This window comes from Kibdelosporangium persicum, from assembly GCF_013280595.1.
Lineage (GTDB): Bacteria > Actinomycetota > Actinomycetes > Mycobacteriales > Pseudonocardiaceae > Kibdelosporangium > Kibdelosporangium persicum.
Genome location: NZ_JAAATY010000033.1, coordinates 1 through 16,994, shown reverse-complemented (window position 1 = coordinate 16,994; position 16,994 = coordinate 1). Strand labels below are relative to the sequence as shown.

18 protein-coding genes are annotated in these 16,994 nt (G+C 68.9%); 12 read left to right on the top strand and 6 right to left on the bottom strand.

What is annotated here, in order from left to right:
- The first annotated feature begins 49 nt into the window (after positions 1–49).
- Positions 50–490, top strand: coding sequence for a VOC family protein (locus GC106_RS38435; protein ID WP_173140781.1), 441 nt, complete (start codon positions 50–52; stop codon positions 488–490).
- 33 nt (positions 491–523) lie between these two features.
- Here the strand turns inward: GC106_RS38435 and GC106_RS49555 are convergent, their stop codons facing one another.
- The 6 genes from GC106_RS49555 to GC106_RS38405 form a co-directional block, all read right to left on the bottom strand.
- On the bottom strand, positions 524–1,792 hold the full coding sequence (locus GC106_RS49555) for a helix-turn-helix transcriptional regulator (RefSeq protein ID WP_173140779.1): 1,269 nt from the start codon (positions 1,790–1,792) through the stop codon (positions 524–526).
- Positions 1,793–1,957: 165 nt separating this feature from the next.
- The gene (locus GC106_RS38425) at positions 1,958–2,443 is read right to left on the bottom strand and encodes a CAP domain-containing protein (protein WP_217281491.1); all 486 of its coding nucleotides are present in this window, start codon (positions 2,441–2,443) and stop codon (positions 1,958–1,960) included.
- Positions 2,444–2,448: 5 nt separating this feature from the next.
- The gene (locus GC106_RS38420; protein WP_173140777.1) at positions 2,449–3,186 is read right to left on the bottom strand and encodes a thaumatin family protein; all 738 of its coding nucleotides are present in this window, start codon (positions 3,184–3,186) and stop codon (positions 2,449–2,451) included.
- A 97-nt stretch (positions 3,187–3,283) separates the two neighbouring features.
- On the bottom strand, positions 3,284–4,087 hold the full coding sequence (locus GC106_RS38415) for a glycoside hydrolase family protein (RefSeq protein ID WP_173140775.1): 804 nt from the start codon (positions 4,085–4,087) through the stop codon (positions 3,284–3,286).
- 73 nt (positions 4,088–4,160) lie between these two features.
- A complete protein-coding gene (locus tag GC106_RS38410) occupies positions 4,161–4,574 on the bottom strand; it encodes a cysteine/serine endopeptidase inhibitor (protein ID WP_173140773.1) in 414 nt (137 codons plus the stop codon).
- A gap of 197 nt (positions 4,575–4,771) precedes the next feature.
- Positions 4,772–5,467, bottom strand: a complete 696-nt coding sequence (locus tag GC106_RS38405) for a hypothetical protein (protein ID WP_173140771.1) — start codon at positions 5,465–5,467, stop codon at positions 4,772–4,774.
- Positions 5,468–5,971: 504 nt separating this feature from the next.
- Here GC106_RS38405 and GC106_RS38400 point away from each other — a divergent pair.
- The 11 genes from GC106_RS38400 to GC106_RS38350 all read left to right on the top strand — a co-directional run.
- Positions 5,972–6,298: a PadR family transcriptional regulator gene (locus GC106_RS38400; protein ID WP_173140769.1), complete on the top strand. Its 327-nt coding sequence runs from the start codon at positions 5,972–5,974 to the stop codon at positions 6,296–6,298.
- Positions 6,295–6,651: a DUF1048 domain-containing protein gene (locus tag GC106_RS38395; RefSeq protein WP_173140767.1), complete on the top strand. Its 357-nt coding sequence runs from the start codon at positions 6,295–6,297 to the stop codon at positions 6,649–6,651. Before GC106_RS38400 ends, GC106_RS38395 begins: the two co-directional genes overlap by 4 nt.
- 1 nt (position 6,652) lies before the next feature.
- Positions 6,653–6,976: a DUF1048 domain-containing protein gene (locus tag GC106_RS38390; protein ID WP_173140765.1), complete on the top strand. Its 324-nt coding sequence runs from the start codon at positions 6,653–6,655 to the stop codon at positions 6,974–6,976.
- Between the two features lie 230 nt (positions 6,977–7,206).
- Positions 7,207–7,866 carry an RraA family protein gene (locus GC106_RS38385; RefSeq protein ID WP_173140764.1) on the top strand — a complete coding sequence of 220 codons (660 nt, stop codon included), beginning with the start codon at positions 7,207–7,209 and terminating at the stop codon, positions 7,864–7,866.
- Positions 7,863–8,999: a pyridoxal phosphate-dependent aminotransferase gene (locus tag GC106_RS38380; protein WP_173140762.1), complete on the top strand. Its 1,137-nt coding sequence runs from the start codon at positions 7,863–7,865 to the stop codon at positions 8,997–8,999. The genes GC106_RS38385 and GC106_RS38380 overlap by 4 nt, the downstream gene beginning before the upstream one ends.
- 90 nt (positions 9,000–9,089) lie before the next feature.
- Positions 9,090–9,707: a TetR/AcrR family transcriptional regulator gene (locus GC106_RS38375; protein ID WP_173140760.1), complete on the top strand. Its 618-nt coding sequence runs from the start codon at positions 9,090–9,092 to the stop codon at positions 9,705–9,707.
- A 207-nt stretch (positions 9,708–9,914) separates the two neighbouring features.
- On the top strand, positions 9,915–10,718 hold the full coding sequence (locus GC106_RS38370; protein ID WP_217281489.1) for an alpha/beta fold hydrolase: 804 nt from the start codon (positions 9,915–9,917) through the stop codon (positions 10,716–10,718).
- Between the two features lie 39 nt (positions 10,719–10,757).
- Positions 10,758–11,870, top strand: a complete 1,113-nt coding sequence (locus GC106_RS38365; protein ID WP_173140758.1) for a DUF3500 domain-containing protein — start codon at positions 10,758–10,760, stop codon at positions 11,868–11,870.
- A 36-nt stretch (positions 11,871–11,906) separates the two neighbouring features.
- Positions 11,907–13,307, top strand: a complete 1,401-nt coding sequence (locus GC106_RS38360; RefSeq protein ID WP_173140756.1) for an MFS transporter — start codon at positions 11,907–11,909, stop codon at positions 13,305–13,307.
- Positions 13,304–14,518: an FAD-dependent monooxygenase gene (locus GC106_RS38355; protein WP_173140754.1), complete on the top strand. Its 1,215-nt coding sequence runs from the start codon at positions 13,304–13,306 to the stop codon at positions 14,516–14,518. Before GC106_RS38360 ends, GC106_RS38355 begins: the two co-directional genes overlap by 4 nt.
- A gap of 602 nt (positions 14,519–15,120) precedes the next feature.
- Positions 15,121–16,994, top strand: a 1,874-nt coding sequence (locus tag GC106_RS38350; RefSeq protein WP_173140752.1) for an ALF repeat-containing protein, incomplete at its 3' end; no start/stop codon positions are given.

Sequence of the window (16,994 nt, the reverse complement as noted above, 5' to 3'; positions counted from 1 at the left end):
CGGGCGGGATCTCAGCCGAACACCCACACAGACACATCAAGGAGCCACGATGACGATCCAGCGGATGGACAACGTCCTCATTGTCGTCGACGACCTTGACGCGGTTATCGCGTTCTTCGTCGAACTGGGCATGGAACTGGAGGGCAAGGGACCCGTCGAGGGGCGTTGGGTTGAGCGGATCATCGGCATCGAGGACGTCCGGCAGGACGTCGCCATGCTGCGAACCCCGGACGGCCACGGCCGGATCGAACTGGTGAAGTTCCACACGCCGAAGGCGATCAGCGCCGAGCCCAAGCACGCGCCGGTGAACACGCTGGGCATCCGTCGCATCATGTTCGCCGTCGACGACATCGAGGACGTCGTCGCCCGCCTGCGCGCCCACGGCGCCGACCTTGTCGGCGAACTGGAGCAGTACGAGAACGTCTATCGGCTCTGCTACGTCCGCGGCCCCGAGGGCATCATCGTCGGGCTCGCCGAGCAGCTCGGCTGACGCCTGCCGAAACGTCGCGGTGGGGCAGGTCGCTCAGAAGACGGCTGGCAGCACCGCGCCGAGTTCACGGCGGCCGGAGATGCCGAGCTTGCGGTACGCCCCAGAAAGATGGAACTCGACTGTCCGGACCGTGAGGCACAGTTTCGCCGCGATCTGCTTGTTGCTGTGACCGGCCGCTGCCAGGCGGGCGATCCTGGCTTCCTGCTTGGTGAGTGCGGCGGTCCCGCCGAACGCCAGCAGCCTGGTCAGCGCCGAGCTGACACGCCGTGACCAGCGCACGTTGCCGCCCCGCCCGGCCAGTTCGCCCGCCAGCTCCAGCTTCGCACGCGCCGCTGCGTTGTCCTCCCGCTTGTGCAACATGAGCCCCAGGTCGTACAAGGCCCAGATCTGCTCGTTGCGGGCACGGGCGACGTCCAGCAACCGCACCGCGTCCGCCAGCAGGTCGGCGCCGCGGCCGTCGGTCTGCAGCATCGCCACAGGGTGCAGGGCGGCGCCCACCGCGGCGGGTGAGCCCCACCGCCGCGCGGCCAGCAGTTCGTCGTGGGCCAGTGCCAGGGCGAGGTCGACGCGGTGGGTCCCGAGTGCGGCCAGCGCCGCGCGGGAGCGCCACGCGACCACGGCGGGATTGACGATCTGCGACTCCGCCAACTGCTTGCCACACTCCAGGTATTCGTCCACGGCCGGCTGGAACCGTTCAGCGGCCAGGTGCACGGCCGCACGAGCGGCGATCACCACGGCCCGGTCGGGGATCTGCGGCCCGACCGACTCCAGCAGGCCGTGCTCGGCCAGCAACGCCTCCGCACGGCCGAGCTCGTCCCGCTGGACCAGCGCCTCGACCAGCCAGGCCACCGCCGGGCTGCGAAGGCCGGGATGCACCGGGCCACCGAGCAGGCGCGACAGCCTCTCCCGCGCCCCGGCGCAGTCACCGGTCAGGTAACGAATCCTCGCCCGGAGCAAGGAAAAAGCCTGCCGGACGGGTCCGTCCGCCTGCCACTCCACGCGTCTGAGCACCTCAGCGCAATGCGCCTCAGCCGACATCAGGTCGCCGGCGTACACCATCGTCAGCACGGCGTGCCGGACGCACTTCGGGTCCGTCGCACACTGTCCGCCGGACAGCGCCCGCTCGGCGAGCTGAACGGCCTCCACCCGGTGGATTCCCCGGTGTGCCACCTGAATGGCCTGTTCGGCCGGGCAACGGTACCGATCCGGCGAGTGGACGCCGGGGACGACCACCGCGGGGACGTCCCCCTGGTGCGGCAACGCCTCCGTCGAGCCGGGTGTGACATCGATGTCAGTTGACACTTCGGCCCTCGGCGGTTGGGTCACGTCTGGTGATTGTTGTGCCCTCCGGGCAGGATGCCGCCGGGCAACGGTGATTTCTGCCCGGAATGTCACAGCGCGTTGCCCGATCCCGACGTTACGTGCGCTCCCCGGGCGTCCCAGTCCGGGGAGGGCACGTCGACCGCGCTACCGGGTGCCGAAGTTCTGCGTCCAGTAGACGCCGTAGGTGCTGTTGGGATTCGTCGCGTGGCCGACCCCGATGTCCCGTAACCCGCAGTTGAGGATGTTGGCGCGGTGGCCGGAACTGTTCATCCATCCCGCCACCACGGCCTGGGCGGTCTGGTACCCGGCGGCGACGTTCTCGGCCAGGCTCCGCCATCCGGTGTAACCGGCCCGTTCCACCCTGGTCACCATCGTGCTGCCGTCGGAACCCGTGTGGCCCATGAAGTTCTTGGCCGCCATGTCCTCGGAATGGCGTTGCGCGGCCACATTGAGTTGAGCCACGGCAGTCAGCGGTGGGCAACCGGCCTTCTGCCGTTCGGCGTTGGTCAGCCGCACCACGTCATCCTGAATGGTCTGGACCGTTACCGTGGCCTGGGCCGGAGCCGCCTGCAGCACGGCGGCCAGCACCGCTCCCGTGGCGGCGACCAGGGTCAGCATGCGTCGGACCACGACTCCTACCTTCCACTGTGGAACGTCACGGTGAAGCCGCTGCACTGGCGGCACTGGCGCATCACCTGGTTGCCGGGCTCGGTGTCCTGCTTCGACCAGGCATACGCCTTGGGGCACCGGGACGAGATCGCGTCGCTGTACGGCGTCTTGGCGTCCCGGTTGGGGTTCGTGCAGAGCATCGGTGTGCCGTCGTCCCAGCGGGTCAGGTTCGCAGGCGGGCAGAACGGCAACAGGTTCTGCGAGCAACCGACCGCTTCGCACTCCTTCGAGCCGGGCGGCGCCGACGCGTCACGGGGCTCGATGGTGACGGGCAAGGAGAACGCGTTGACGTAGCTCACGTTGTACCAGGGAGCCAGGGCGTCCTTGCGGTCGAAGTTGAACTCCGCGAGGCTGGCCGGCTGTTCTCCGGTGGTGCACCGGTCGGGGAACGGCCCGCAGTCGCCGACCTTGCAGCGGAACGTGCTGCCCGCCTCGCCGGTGCAGCCCTGCCGGGCGAAGAACTTGCCACGCCAGTGATTCGGGGCGCTCGACTCGGGGATCGTGACCGTCGCGGACTGCCCGTTCTGCAACACGGGCAGCCGGGTGAAGTTCACCGAGCCGTCGGCGTTGACACCGCTGCCGATCCAGATCGTCTGACCGGACCGGTTGACGAAGGTGACCGTATGGTCCGCGGCCGCGGCCGCGGGCGTCACAGCTACCAGTGCGGCGATCACGGCGATCACCGCACACAGCATCTTGCGCATTGTTCCTCCGGGTTGTCGTGAACAGGCGCGTCAGCAGTGGTACAGACCACTCTGGGCATGGTCCGACCACAGGGAATCTCGTTGCTCTCAAGCCGAATCAGCCGGCGGCGCGGTACGCGGCGCCGGACTGGTTGGCGGCCGTGCCGGTGTACAGCCCGGTGGGGCTGGTGCTGGTCGACAACGTGAACCAGGCGTAGCGCTCCACGAACGGCAGGCCTTGCAGCATCGCGGTGGAGTTCCGCACGAAATCGCCCTGCTCGGCCTGGTTCGGGTACCGCGGGACCGGACCGGTGAAGTCGATGAGCGCGTACTCGGTGAGCCAGATCGGTTTGCGGTACCGGTCGTGCACCGCCTGCAGGTAACCCCGCAGGTGATCCGTGGCCGCCTTGGAGAAATCACTGCCGTACCAGTGCAACGGGATGAAGTCGACGCGGTGGCCGCGAGCGGCCGCACCGCTCATGAACCGGTCGAGCCAGCCGCCGGGCCGGTCGCCGCCGAACGCGACGGCCGGAGCGCCCAGCCGCATCCCGGTCGCCTGCAGCCGGGGCCACAGGTCGAGTGCCTGCTCGACCGGCATGTTCGCCTGACCGGCCATGTCCGGTTCGTTGAAGCCGAGCAGGGTGGTGCCCAGGGCCTTCGCCTGGTTCAGCTCGGCGTCGGTCACCGACCCAGGGCCCCAGATCATCGGGACGAACTCCACGCCCGGAGGCGCGGTGATGCCCTGCGTGTTCGACGACCACGTGTAGTACCAGCCCGCCCGGACATCGGCGAGCGCTGTGGTGACGCCGGTGAAATTGAGCGCGCTCACGCCTTTTTTCGTCGCCGACACCGCGGCGGCCGGCGTGGCGCCGAATGCCAGCACTGCCAGCATGAGGATGACCACGTAGCGCACAGATCGCATGGACGTCTCCCCTCGTCGCCCGTGCCGTTGCCGGCTCGCCGGTACGGGAGCCGGCAACGGTCGTGCTTCGTCGTCAGGACCTGACGAACTTCCACGTCAACGGGATGTTGCCCAGATTGGGGTCGGCGAGCTGCGCGAACGCCGGCCGGCTGAGGTCGATGTGCCCGCTGCCGCAACTCGGGCACTTGTCCTTGACCGGGACGGTGATGGTCCGCCCGTTGTAGGTCACCTGCACGGAGACACCCCGGCAAAGCGGGTCGTTGTTCGGGTTCGGGGACGTCCAGTACGAGGCGGGCACCGCGACCAGCATCTCCGTGGCGGCGTTGATCCACGTGCCGCACGCGCCGTAGCCCGAGTTGTCGTAGTACGTGGCATTCCCGTTGATCGGCTGGTTGAACGGGATGTCCGCGTACGCGGTCCCGTTCACCGCCAAGGGCAGCGCCACGGCCGCGGCCAGCACCCCGAGTGCCTTACCGATCTTCGTCATGCTTGATCACCTCGTGGTTCTCGCGAAGGTCCCGGTTGGTCACCGGGTCGGTCGAATCGAACCTGGCGGGTACCGGCCGGATGCGGCTTTCCCCGCTGGCGTGATCTTCGGCGAGTGCGGCACGGAAGTCTCTACGGTCACACCACAGAAAAAGCCCCCTCGTGAGTGTTTGTCAGGGTTAGAACCCTGACAAACACTCACGAGGGGTGAGCTGGGTCGAAACGGCTTGGCCACCGGAGTCTGGCGACCGCGGACTGCAGGCCGCCGAGTACCCGGTGCGGACCGGCCAGCAGGATCTCCAGTGTGTCCGTGGTAAGCCACCGGCGAGTGTGCCCGTCGTCGAAACCATGTCCGTCGCATCCGCTGTACCGCACGAACACCTGCTGGACACGTACGCCGTCACGGACGATGAGCACCTGGGCTTCACGACCGTACATCGCTTCCGGAACACAGTTTCCCGGCGTGTTCGGCCCACTCCCCCGCGGTGCCGACAGGATCGCCCGGACGAGCCGCTCCGCGGTCTCCCCGGTGCGCCGGCTCAACGACAGCACGGGATTTCCCGAGCGCTCGCCAAGGAAGTAACGGCAGATCGTGACGGACTCGACCCGGCCCATCCCCGCCAGCCCGCCTGGCCCGGGATCGGGCCGGGCCTCGATCCCGTCCAGAATCCGATGCCGGGCAGGGCAGTCGGTGTCGTCGGCGACCGGCCGGGCAGACAGCAACAACCGGCTGCGCAACGCGTCGTCATCGGTGAGCACCGTGACCCGCACTCCGGCCACGTCCCGGCTTTCCTCCACCCATCCGCCATCGAACGAATGGATCGACGGCTCCGCCGACACCCCGTCGAACCACAGGTACGGGACCCGGTCCGGCAACGGCGGCACTCTGCCCATGCACCCGACAAGGGGAATAGAACCCGGACGACCGACGTATCCGGACGGAGGCTGCCTCACACACGACGGCCATCTACTGGTGCCGAACCCCCACTCGGCGGGAACCTCGACCTCGATCCCGCCGTAGGTCTCCGACCGCCACCCGTCAGCCACAAAACCAGTGTCGCAGCAAGCTCAGACGTGTCGCCACCGAGTAATAGTCCACTGGGCCATGCCGCGCGCCGAAAGGCCCGGTGCGCAACCGGGTGATGGCCATGCCGCGCAAGCGGTGGTGAGGTGTGCGACAACCGCCATCGAATGTCCTATGAGGACGGACCCGAAGCTCGAAGTCGACAGGGGCACAACCACAGCGCTCGCCAGTTCGGTCATGAACCGTCCACGCTGTCCTGGCACACGGCGCTGTCACATGAGTCTTGGACAAGCAGACCAACTCGCCACTACTCCGTGGTACGTTATAGTAGTACTCGGTATCACGCAGTACCGAGAGGATCGAAGGGGCCGGTGGTGGACGATCTGAGGGAAATGCTGAAGGGCACCCTTGAAGGCTGCGTGCTCGAAATCATCGGCAACGAAGAGACCTACGGATACGCCATCACACGCCGGCTGAACGAACTCGGCTTCGCCGACGTCATCGAGGGGACGGTCTACACCATCTTGCTGCGACTGGAGAAGAACGGGCTCGTCCAGGTGACGAAACGACCGTCCGAGATGGGTCCGCCGCGCAAGTTCTACGCGCTCAACGACGCGGGGCGCGAAGAACTCGGGAGGTTCTGGGCGAAATGGGAGTACCTCTCATCGCGAATCGACAAGCTCAGGGAGGGCGGGCGATGAACTTCTGGGAGACCATCACAGGCAGCGATCTCACCAGGGAATTCAAGGCGTTCGAGGCCAGGGCCGGGGCTCTGCCGGCCGACTACCGGGCGGCGTGGAACCAGATCAAGTTCCAGCTCCTGCCCTACGGGAACTTCACGGGCCGCAACCTGATGCCGGTCCTCGACAGCGCACTGGGGCTGCTCGAACAGACAGCGGCGGACGGCCAGGGCATTCACGACGTGCTGGGTGACGACATCCCGGGCTTCTGCGCGGCACTGGCCGGCGGAGAAGGGGCGCGGAGCTATCGCGACCGGTGGCGCGAGCAGTTGAACAGGAATGTCGCGAGAAAACTGGGCAGGCTGGGAGGCTGACGTGGGCATCCAGGACATCATCGAGGGCAAGAAGCAGTGGCGGGCGCACGTGGCTCGGGTCAAGGCGCTGCCACGGGACTACCAGATCGTCTATCAGGAGATGCAGAAGTACTTCTTCAAGGTCGGACCGGTCGACCTGACCGAAGGCAACCTGCTCTCCGGAATCGTCGACTTCTTCGAGGAGGGCGCCGCGGCCGGCACGGGAGTGCTGGAACTCATCGGCGACGACGTCGCCGCCTTCTGCGACGACCTGATCAAGGACTCGCGCACCTACGCGGAGATCTATCAGGAGTCCATCAGCAAGGAATCAGGCAAAGCCAAGTAGTAACGCGCCCGCCCACGCACGTCGGTTCTCACGTGCCTGCCCGGCGAACGTCTGTGACGTGGCGACGCCTCATGCGCATCTGCTACCCGTCCGGCGCCGCTCCTGACGTATCTCGTGATGCCAACAACACCATGGCGCGGCTTCGCGGCCAACCGTTGTAGCCGGGCATCACGGGAGACTATGGTCATCTCATCTGATAGAGATGTCTTATTTGAGGATGGAGCTTCGTGATGTTCATAGGTGCGGCGACGGACAGCGTGTCCATCGCTCCGAGCTGGCCTCGCCCGGCCGCGGCGGAGATCCGCAGGCTGGGGGAAGTCCCGGCCGCCAACGTCGGTGACGCGCTGCAGCGGATGACCGTGCTGGACGGCGGCATCCGGCTGCTCACCGGGCGCGCCGCGCTCCTGGGCAACGCTCTGACGGTGAACGTGCGGTCAGGTGACAACCTGGCCATCCACCGAGCGCTCGACGAAGCCCGGCCGGGCGACGTCCTGGTCGTCAACGGACAGGGCGACGTGACCCGTGCGCTGGTCGGGGACATCATCGGCGAGATCATGGTCAACGCCGGGGTCGTGGGCGCGGTGGTCGACGGTGCGGTCCGCGATGTCCAGGCGCTGTCCAACATGGGCCTGGCCGTGTACGCGCGGGCGGTCACCCCCGCCGGACCTTTCAAGAACGGGCCCGGCGCCATCGGTGCCCCAGTGGCGGTCGGCGGCGTGGTGGTGGAGGCAGGTGACGTGCTCGTCGGTGACGCGGACGGTGTCGTCGTCGTCCCACGGCACCGGGTGCGGGAAGTCGTCGACGCGCTCGACGGGATCGGCGAGAACGAGGAGGCGCTACGGCGGCGCATCCTCGCCGCACGCCCCGACCGCCCGGTGGCGACTCGATGACCGCCTTGCGGATCGAGGAACTGCGCCGCTGTTCGCGGCGTCCAGCCCTCACCCCGGCCCCGCCTGGTGCCGTCTCGCTCGCCATGGGCGAGCCGGACTTCTCGACACCGCCGCCGGTGATCGAGGCCGCCGCGGCCGCCTTACGCATGGGAAACACCCACTACGCCGACCAGAAGGGCCTGCTTGAACTGCGCGCCGCGCTCGCGTCCCGGCTACCCGCCCATCCCGGCCGGACGTCGAGCGCGGACGACATCGTGGTCACCCACGGCGCCACCGCCGCGCTGGCGGCGGTCGTGCTCGCGATGGTCGGCCCCGGCGACCGCGTCGTCATCCCGGAGCCCGCCTACTCGCTGTACGCCGACCTGGTCGTCCTCGCCGGAGGCACCGTGGACTTCGTCCCGCTCGGTCCAGACCTGCACTGGGACCTCGACGCGTTGGCCGCCGCGCTTCCCGGCGCCACGATGATGATCTTCTCGAATCCCTCGAACCCGACCGGCATCGTGCACGGCGAGCAGGAGCTCAAGGCCCTCGGAGACCTCCTCGACGGCTCCGGCGTGCTGGTCGTCAGCGACGAGGCGTACCACCGGCTGGTCTACCCGGGACACGAGTGGACCTCGGCGCTGGCGATCGAATCGCTGCGGGACCGGACGGTGTACGTGCAGACGTTCTCCAAGACATACGCGATGACCGGCTGGCGCGTGGGCTATCTGACCGGGCCGCGCCAAGTGGTGGACGCGGCGGCTCAGGTGCATCGGACCCTCAACGGCTCGTTGAACACGGCGGTCCAGCACGCGGCCCTCGCCGCCCTCGATCTGCCGGACGGCGTCGTGGACGCCATGGTGGACACGTACCGGCAGCGTCGTGAACTGGTGGTCGCGCACCTGTCGGACGTCCCCGGCCTGCACCTGGTTCCCCCGGAGGGCGCGTTCTACGGGTTCCTCCGTTACGACGCCGCCCGCCCCTCCGAACAGATCGCCCGCGAGCTCGCCGAGCGGAAGGTGCTGGTCCGGGCCGGCGCGGAGTACGGCCCTTCGGGCGAGGGGCACATCCGGATTTCGTTCGCGGCCGCCGAGGACGACCTGCGGACCGGGCTGGCCCGCATCGTCCGGCACCTCGGCGTCGCGAACTCCTGACCGAGACCGGGTCGCCTACCCGGCGGAAGTACGCACCGCGTTGGGGAAGCGATACCCTTTGCCTGCACTTCTACCAGGGGGAGGAGGCCCGTGTCCGGTCAGCAGGCGGCCCCACGTGGGGAACGCAAGTTGCGCAGCGACACCCGCCGCAACCGCCGGCGCCTCCTCGAGGCCGTCGGCGAGCTCGCCCGGGAGGCACCCGACGAGCTGACCATGCAGGCGGTCGCGTCCCGCGCGGAGATCGGTCCGGCCACGGCCTATCGCTACTACTCCTCGATGGAGGAGGTGCTCGCGGCCTACGTCCTCAGCGTCGTCGAGGAGCTCGGGGATTTCACCGCGAGGTCGACCGCGCAGGGGCGGCCGCTGTTCGATGCCGTCGTGGACAAGTGGGTGGATCTGCTAGCCGAGCACGGCCCGGCGTTGGTCCAGCTTCGGTCCCGGCGGGGTTTCCTGGAGCGGCTGCACAACGGGAGCGAGATCATCGCCGCCACGCGGGACGCCTGGAGCGAGCCTGTGCGGGGACTGCTCGACGACATCGGGCTGCCGGCCGGGATGCTCGAATACGCCCTGTTCCTCGGCAACATGATCTTCGATCCACGCGAGGTCCAGGACCTGATGCAGGAGACGGACCTTTCCCGCCGGGAGGTCATCACCCGGCTGACCGAGGCGTACTGCGGCGCGTTGCGTGGGTGGGCGCGGGTCGGCTGATCGCCCGCCTCCGGGCTGATGGACTGGGCGACGTTCGCCGTCTCCTCCTGCGGTAGCACCTGCACGTGGTTCTCGGGCATGACGCCTGATGTGCCGCCGTCGCCGCACTCTGTACCTACTCGGTAGAGAAGACGACGTCGGCCAGAATGTGATAGATTCGTCTCAAGTCATACGGCAGTCACATTTTTTTCAACCACGGGAGCAGCGGTGGCGACGCGACAGGAGATGCACGAACCCGCCGAAACGGCCGGTTCGACCGTACGAGCGGGTGATCTCGAAGTCGGGGTGATCGACAGCGGCGGCGACGGCGTGCCGCTTGTCCTCGTGCACGGCGGCGAAAGCGACCGCACCCAGTTCACGAAGCTCCGCACGCACCTCGGCCCGGGAATTCGGGCGATCTCCTACGACCAGCGCGATTCCGGGATCACCGTGAACCCACCGGTCCCCTACACGTTCGACGTCCTCGCCGATGATCTCGTCGCCCTGTTGGACGCGTTGGGGCTGCGCGACGCGCACCTGCTGGGCACCTCCTTCGGCGGCGCTCTCGCGCAGCACGCCGCGCTCCGGCATCCCGATCGGGTCGCGTCCCTCATCCTGGTCGCCACCACGCCGAGTTTCGCGATGAACCACGAGGCGATCGACGAACTCCTGAACATGACCCACAGCGAGCGGGTGATCGCGGCCCCGGACTTCTTCTTCACGCCCGAATATCCGGGCGAGCGGCGCGCCCGGACGCTCACCGCCCGCACTCCCGAGCAGAGTGCCCGCCGCCATGACGTCGCCCGGCAGCACGAGGTCCGGGACCGGCTCGGGGAGATCACCGCCCCCACCCTCGTCGTGCACGGCACGGACGATCGGCTGGCGCTCTACACCGGCGCCGTCCTGATGGAACACCAGATTCCCCACGCCGAACTGCGGTCGATCCAAGGTGGGCGGCACGGCATCGCGGTGGAGTTCCCGGACCAGATCGCCCGCTGGGTGCGCGAATTCCTCGGAGTGGACGCGACATGAACAGCACGGCGCCCCCACGACCGATCCTGCTCCGCAGCCGTGGCTGACGCCGGCCAGGAGGTCGCCCACCGGATGGCGGAGGCGGCCCAGGCGTGGCTGGACTCCTTGGACGCGGACCAGCGCAGGGTGGCGGTCGGACCGCCGCCGGGCGCCGGTGGCGAAGCCGAGGCCGAACGCACCCGCTGGTTCTACACGCCCACCGATCACGGCGGCCTGACGTTCCACCAGCAGCGCCCCGCCCAGCACCGGCTGGTGATGCGACTGGTCGCGAGCGGACTGTCCGAAGCCGGGTACACCACTGTGGCCACCGTGCTCGGCCTGGAGAACGTGCTCGACCGCGCCGAGGGCTTCTCGGTGAACTGGGGCAGGGAACGAACCCGCGATCCCGGCATGTACTACCTGCGGGTCTTCGGTGAACCGGGCGGACGGCGGCCGTGGGGATGGCGGTTCGGCGGCCACCACGTCTCGATCAACAACCTCGTGGTGGACGGGCGGGTCGCCGCCACCACACCGTGTTTCCTGGGTGCCGACCCGGCCGCGTCACCGCTGCTGGGCGGCGCGAAGCTGCGCCCGCTGGGAACGTCCGAGGACCTGGCCCGCGAGCTGGTCCGTTCCCTGCGCCCAGAACTCGCCACCCGCGCGGTCCTGTTGCCCCGCGCCCCGAACGACATCGTCGCGGGCAACAGCACCAGGATCGGCGACCGTGTGGTGAAGCGCAGCGAACTCTGGCGCCCCGGCCCGCACATCCCGGACCGTGCCGAGCATCCGGCCACCGGCCTCGACGGCGCGAACCAGCGGGCGCTGGCCCTCACCCCGACGCCCAAGGGCGTGCCGGGCGCCGAACTCGACGCCGCGCAACGGGAACTGCTGCGGGCCCTGCTGGGCACTTACCTCGGCCGCGTCCCGGACGGAGTGTCCCCGATGTCCCGCTACGACGACCCGGCGGCGCTGGACGCCGTGCACCTCGCCTGGGCCGGCTCGACCACGGCGGGCGAACCGCACTACTACCGCCTGCATGGCCCGCGGTTGCTGATCGAGTGGACCAACGTCCACCGCGGTGTCAACCACGCCCACGCCGTGTGGCGGGACCCGGAGACCGACTTCGGCGGTGACGTCCTGGCCGCCCATCACGCCGCTCATCACGCGCCTTGAGCCACCACGTCCACACAGGAACGGAGTGTGACGTCCATGACCGCAACCCCTGCTCCCGGGACGGTCCGCATCGGAAAGGCCGCTGTCGGGGCTCTCGGCCTGCTGGCCGTCGCCACCGGCGCCCTGGAGTCGGTGGTGACGCCGACACTTCCGCTCCTGCAACGCGAGCTGGACATGAGCCCCGCCGAAGGGGCACTGCTGAGCATCGTGCTCCTGATCACCGGCGCGCTCGTCACGCCGGTCGCCGGCAAGTTCGGTGACCGCTACGGCGGGAAACGGGTCCTGATCCGGCTGATGGCGGTGGTCTGCGTCGGCGGCATGGTGTCCGCCCTGGCTCCCAACCTGCCCGTCCTCCTGGCAGGCCAGGTACTGCAGGGGGCGATGGTGGGCGCGCTGCCGCTGTCGTTCATCCTCGTGCGCAAACACCTCCCCGCGGGCGAGTCCAAGGTGGCCATCGGGGTGGTCAGTGGGCTGTTCGTGGGTGGCGGGATGGTGGGCACGCTGGCGGCCGGGCCTGTGGCCGAACAGCTGTCCCGGCACTGGATGTTCGCGCTGCCCACGATCGCCGTCATCGGGGCGACCCTGCTGGTGAACCGGCTGATGCCGCACGATCCGCCGGGCCGCCCGGACGACGCCGGAATCGACTGGCCAGGTTTGGCACTGCTGAGCGGGACGCTGGTCACGCTCATGCTCGTCCTCGCACTGGCGGCCGACATCGCGTCGCAGCCGCTCGTGCTCGGCGCCCTCATCGTGCTGCTGGGCGCCTTCGTGACCGGCTGGATAGCCGTCGAGCGTCGTGCGGCCTCGCCGATGGTCGATCTGCGCATGCTCGCACGGCCCGCGGTGTGGAAGTCGTGCGTGCTGACGTTCGTGATCTGTGTCGGTACCTCGGGGGCGGTCTACCTTGTCCCGCAACTGTTCGCGGTCTCCGCCGACGGGTACGGGTTCGGGGCCAGTGCCACCCAGATCGGCTTCTTCCTGCTCCCCGGCGCCGTCGCCGCGTCGTTGGCCGGGCCGATCGGTGGTATCGCGGCGCGGCGTTTCGGCTCGCGTGCCGTGCTCACCGCCGGGATCGTCATGATGGCCGTGTCCCTGATGGCCTTGGCCGCCGTACACACCGAAATCTGGCACCTCGTCGTCGGCAAGGCGGTGATCGCGTTCGCCAACGGTTTGTGCGTCACGGCGACGGTGACCAGCACCGCCACATCCGTCGACCAGGGTGACACCGGCATCGCCACCAGTCTGGTTTTGGTGACGCGCGTGCTCGGCTTCGCCGTCGGTGTTCAGGTCAGCGGCGCGATCCTGACCGCCGGAACCCCTTCCGGGTCGGACGTCCCGGCCGAATCGGCCTTCGTCGCGGGCTTTCTCATAGCCGGCGCTGTCACGGCGCTGTCCCTGCTGGTCACTCGCACCCAAGGCAAAGGAGTCCAGGAATGACCCGCACCGATCAAGCAGGCGTCCGTACGCCGAGGCGCACGGTCCTGGTTTCCGGGGCCAGCATCGCGGGCCCGGCCCTGGCTTTCTGGCTCAACCGCTACGGATACGCGGTCACGGTGGTGGAGAAGGCGAGCGCACCGCGCAGCGGTGGCTATCCCATCGACGTGCGCGGCACCGCACTCGAAGTCGTCCGGAGGATGGGAATCCTCCCCCGGCTGCGGGACGCGCACATCGACCTGCGCCGGCTGACGTTCCTCGGTGAGGACGGCAGCGAGGTGGCCTCGGTCCACCCCCACGGTGTCACCGGCGGTGTCGCGGGGCGGGACCTGGAGGTGCGGCGCGGGGATCTGACCGACGCTCTGCACGCGGCGGTCCGAGACGACGTGGAGTTCTTGTTCAACGACTCGATCGCCTCCCTCGACCAGCACGACCACGGCGTCGACGTCACCTTCCACGGGGGCGGCAGCCGTACGTTCGACATGGTGTTCGCTGCGGAAGGAACACACTCGCGTACCCGGGAGATGCTGTTCGGCCCCGAAGAGCAGTTCCACCGATACCTCGGCTACTGCTTCGCGGTGTTCACCATGCGCAACACCTTCGGGCTCTCGCACGAGACCGTGATGTGGAACGCCCCAGGCAGGGCCGCGGCGCTCTACGCCGTAGGGGACGACGACGAGGTGCACGCCTTCCTGAACCTCGCTCTGCCGGAACCGCCGTTCCACGCGTTCCGGAACCTGGACGCCCAACGGGACCTGGTCGCCACGGTCTTCGCCGACGCCGGGTGGGAGGTCCCCGGCATGCTCGCCGCGATGCGCGACGCGGACGACCTGTTCTTCGACGCGGTCAGCCAGATCCGCATGCCCTCCTGGTCCAGCGGCAGGGTGGCGCTGGTCGGCGACGCCGCGTACGCGCCCTCGTTCCTCACCGGACAGGGCACCAGCCTCGCGCTGGTCGGTGCGTACATGCTCGCCGGTTCCCTCGCCGACCGGGACCACGCCGAAGGCTTCGCCGCCTACGAACACAGCACCCGTGAGTTCGTGACCCTGAACCAGGGGCTGGTCGGCGAAGGCGGCGCCACACTCTTCCCGACCACCGCCGAGGCCCTGGCGCAACGCAACGACAGACTGCGCAACCTCAGCACCATGCCCGCCGCGGAGGGACGACCGGCTCACTCGGCCCTCACTTTGCCCTCGTTCACGCCCGCGACGTGAAGGACCAGTGCCCGGATCGGCACTGTCCAAACGCGACCGCTGATCAAGGTCGTACACGCGACGCCTCAGGTCTCGTCATACGGCACGGTGGCGTCTGGACGCGCTTCTCAGGCGGCCCGAACCGGTCCGTACCGCACCGCCAAAGGCCGCCACAACGGTGCGGTTCGTGACAGACCCGTTTTACCGCAGGCGGTTACGCCGTCTGCCGGAACTTTCGTAATGGTGTCCCTTTTCCTTGTGCGCCGAGCGCCTGGTGGGTTACGGTCCGCAAGGGACCGAGCCGGGGGGCTCTGTCGACTTGTCAAGGGGGGTTCAGGGGTGACGCGTTGCCCTGCTGTCCGCCATTGTTATGGCGTCTTTTCCTGGGACAGCAACTGTTGCGGCGGATAGCGTCCGAACACGACTGAAGCCGAACGGAAAACGTTCGCGTGTAGGGGTCATGAGGCGGTGCGATCCGGGACCGTTGGCAGACATCGGACTCGGAGCAGTCATATCTGGGGTGCACCTGCCAGCTGACCCGTCCGTTGTTTTCCAGGGCCCGGTACTCGTTCTGGCGGGTGCCGGGCCTTGTTTGTACGTTTCTGAGGGGATCGACATAAACGATGAGACTTCTTCGAAGAGCGGTGGCGGCGTCGTTGACGTTCGCCGTGTTCGCGGGTGTGGTGCATCCCGCGCAGGCGGCTCCTGCCGTTACGGCTGGTGTTGCTGAGGATCCGCCGCCCGCGCGGCCGATGCCGCCCGACCCGTACAAGGAATGGGACGGCACGACCGGTGTCCCGGACACCGGCGACCCACGGCTGCGTCAACTGGTGGCCGACAACGCCGAACTCGCCGAGGACGTGGAAGTCCGCGACGCCGCCAAGGCAGCGCTCGACCTCGGGCGAACCGGGATCATGGCATTCCTCAACGGCGGCAAGAGGGTGGCCGAGCAGAAAGCGGCCGAGCGCAAAGCCCGGGTCGCACTGGAGAACCGGGCCGCGATCGAGCCGTTGCGCGGCACCGGTGGCCCGTACCTGCGGGCCGAAGTGGACCGCGTGCTGGCGGGCACCGATCTGGACCGTGTGCAGTTCCTGGCCTATGGCCGTGCCATTGCCGAGCAACGCGATGCCGCCGCCACGCAAAGTGTGCAGCAGCGGGCCCAAGAGAACCGCGCCCGGGTGACCATGGTGCTCGGTGCGGGTGGTCCTGAGGTCAAACGCGCCGCACAGGCCGCGTTGGATGCTGGTGACGCCGCCATCGAACAGTTCCTCGCCACCGGGTATCTGGAGGCGGCCAGGAAGGACGCCGAGGCGCGGGAGAAGTTCCTCGCCGACGAGGAAGCCCGGCAGAAAGCGGCCGAGGCGTTGTCGGAGCTGGCCAAGAAGTCCGCTCGGGCCAACGAGGCACGCCGGATCCTGGTGGTGGAACACGGCAACGGCATCCGCGCGTTGCAGCGTTCGTCCAACGCGCTGATCCTGGCGGGCAACGAAGCCCGCAAGGCCGAGCAGATCCTGGCCGCGAACACCGCGGGCGGCCACCACCCGGTCGATGCCTTCAACGGGGTGAAAGCCGAGGTCGCCCGCCAGTTGGGCAACGCACGTGCTGCCGCGGACGACGCCCGCCGCGCGGCCGTCCAAGCCCAGGTCCAGGCCGAGGTGCTGGTCGAAACCGGCCTGCCCTACGGCACGCAGTGGGCGCAGATGGCGTTCGGTATGTCCCAGGCTGCTCAGGCTGCGGTCTCCGCGGTGGAGACCGCGTCGCACTCGGTGGACGCGGCGGCGTTCACCGACCAGGCCCGCAACGCCCAGGAACGGGCCGAGCGGCACGCCGAACAAGCCACGAAATGGCGCCAGACCGCCGAAGCACACGCCCGCGCCGCAGCCGACCTCGCCGAAGCCGCCCGCGTGCAAATGGAAGCAGCCAAGGACGCGGCAGCCCGTACGAAGGCCGCGCGTCAGGCTGCTGAGCAGGCTGAGGCAGAGGCGTGGGCGGCTGCTGAGCGGACCCGGCAGCAGCGGATCATCGCCGAACGCGAAGCCGCGACCGCCGCGGCCCAGCGGGCCATCGCCGAACGCGAGCGCGCCACCGCCGCCGCAGCCCGGGGCCGGGCCGAGCAGCAAGCCGCGGTCGCGCGCGCGATGCGGGGCGAAGCCGAGACACAGGCAGGCATCGCGGCGGCTGCCCGAGGCCAGGCCGAGGCAGCGGATGGTGCTGCGGCGCAAGCAGAAACCAACGCCCGCACCGAGGAACGCAACGCCAACACCAGCCGTGACAAGGCCTACCAGGCTGAACGCGATCAGCGCGCGGCCGAGGCCCGTGCCCACGCGATGGACGCCATGGCCGCAGCGGCTCGTGGCGGCCCGCACGCCGCGGCAGCCCAGGCCGAAGCCAACAACGCCCGAGGCGCCGCGACAATCGCGGCTGGTGCCGCCGGCGCGGCCCGTAACGCCGCCAACATCGCCACCGGCGCCGCGGCCGGCGCGCGTGGTGCGGCCAC

Bases quoted from the DNA above. Each gene is read 5' to 3' on its own strand.
- GC106_RS38435 (WP_173140781.1), top strand. From the start codon at position 50: ATGACGATCCAGCGGATGGACAACGTCCTCATTGTCGTCGACGACCTT.
- GC106_RS38420 (WP_173140777.1), bottom strand. From the start codon at position 3,186: ATGCGCAAGATGCTGTGTGCGGTGATCGCCGTGATCGCCGCACTGGTA.
- GC106_RS38385 (WP_173140764.1), top strand. From the start codon at position 7,207: ATGTTCATAGGTGCGGCGACGGACAGCGTGTCCATCGCTCCGAGCTGG.
- GC106_RS38380 (WP_173140762.1), top strand. From the start codon at position 7,863: ATGACCGCCTTGCGGATCGAGGAACTGCGCCGCTGTTCGCGGCGTCCA.
- GC106_RS38355 (WP_173140754.1), top strand. From the start codon at position 13,304: ATGACCCGCACCGATCAAGCAGGCGTCCGTACGCCGAGGCGCACGGTC.
- GC106_RS38360 (WP_173140756.1), top strand. From the start codon at position 11,907: ATGACCGCAACCCCTGCTCCCGGGACGGTCCGCATCGGAAAGGCCGCT.
- GC106_RS38415 (WP_173140775.1), bottom strand. From the start codon at position 4,087: ATGCGATCTGTGCGCTACGTGGTCATCCTCATGCTGGCAGTGCTGGCA.
- GC106_RS38405 (WP_173140771.1), bottom strand. From the start codon at position 5,467: ATGGGCAGAGTGCCGCCGTTGCCGGACCGGGTCCCGTACCTGTGGTTC.
- GC106_RS38410 (WP_173140773.1), bottom strand. From the start codon at position 4,574: ATGACGAAGATCGGTAAGGCACTCGGGGTGCTGGCCGCGGCCGTGGCG.
- GC106_RS38395 (WP_173140767.1), top strand. From the start codon at position 6,295: ATGAACTTCTGGGAGACCATCACAGGCAGCGATCTCACCAGGGAATTC.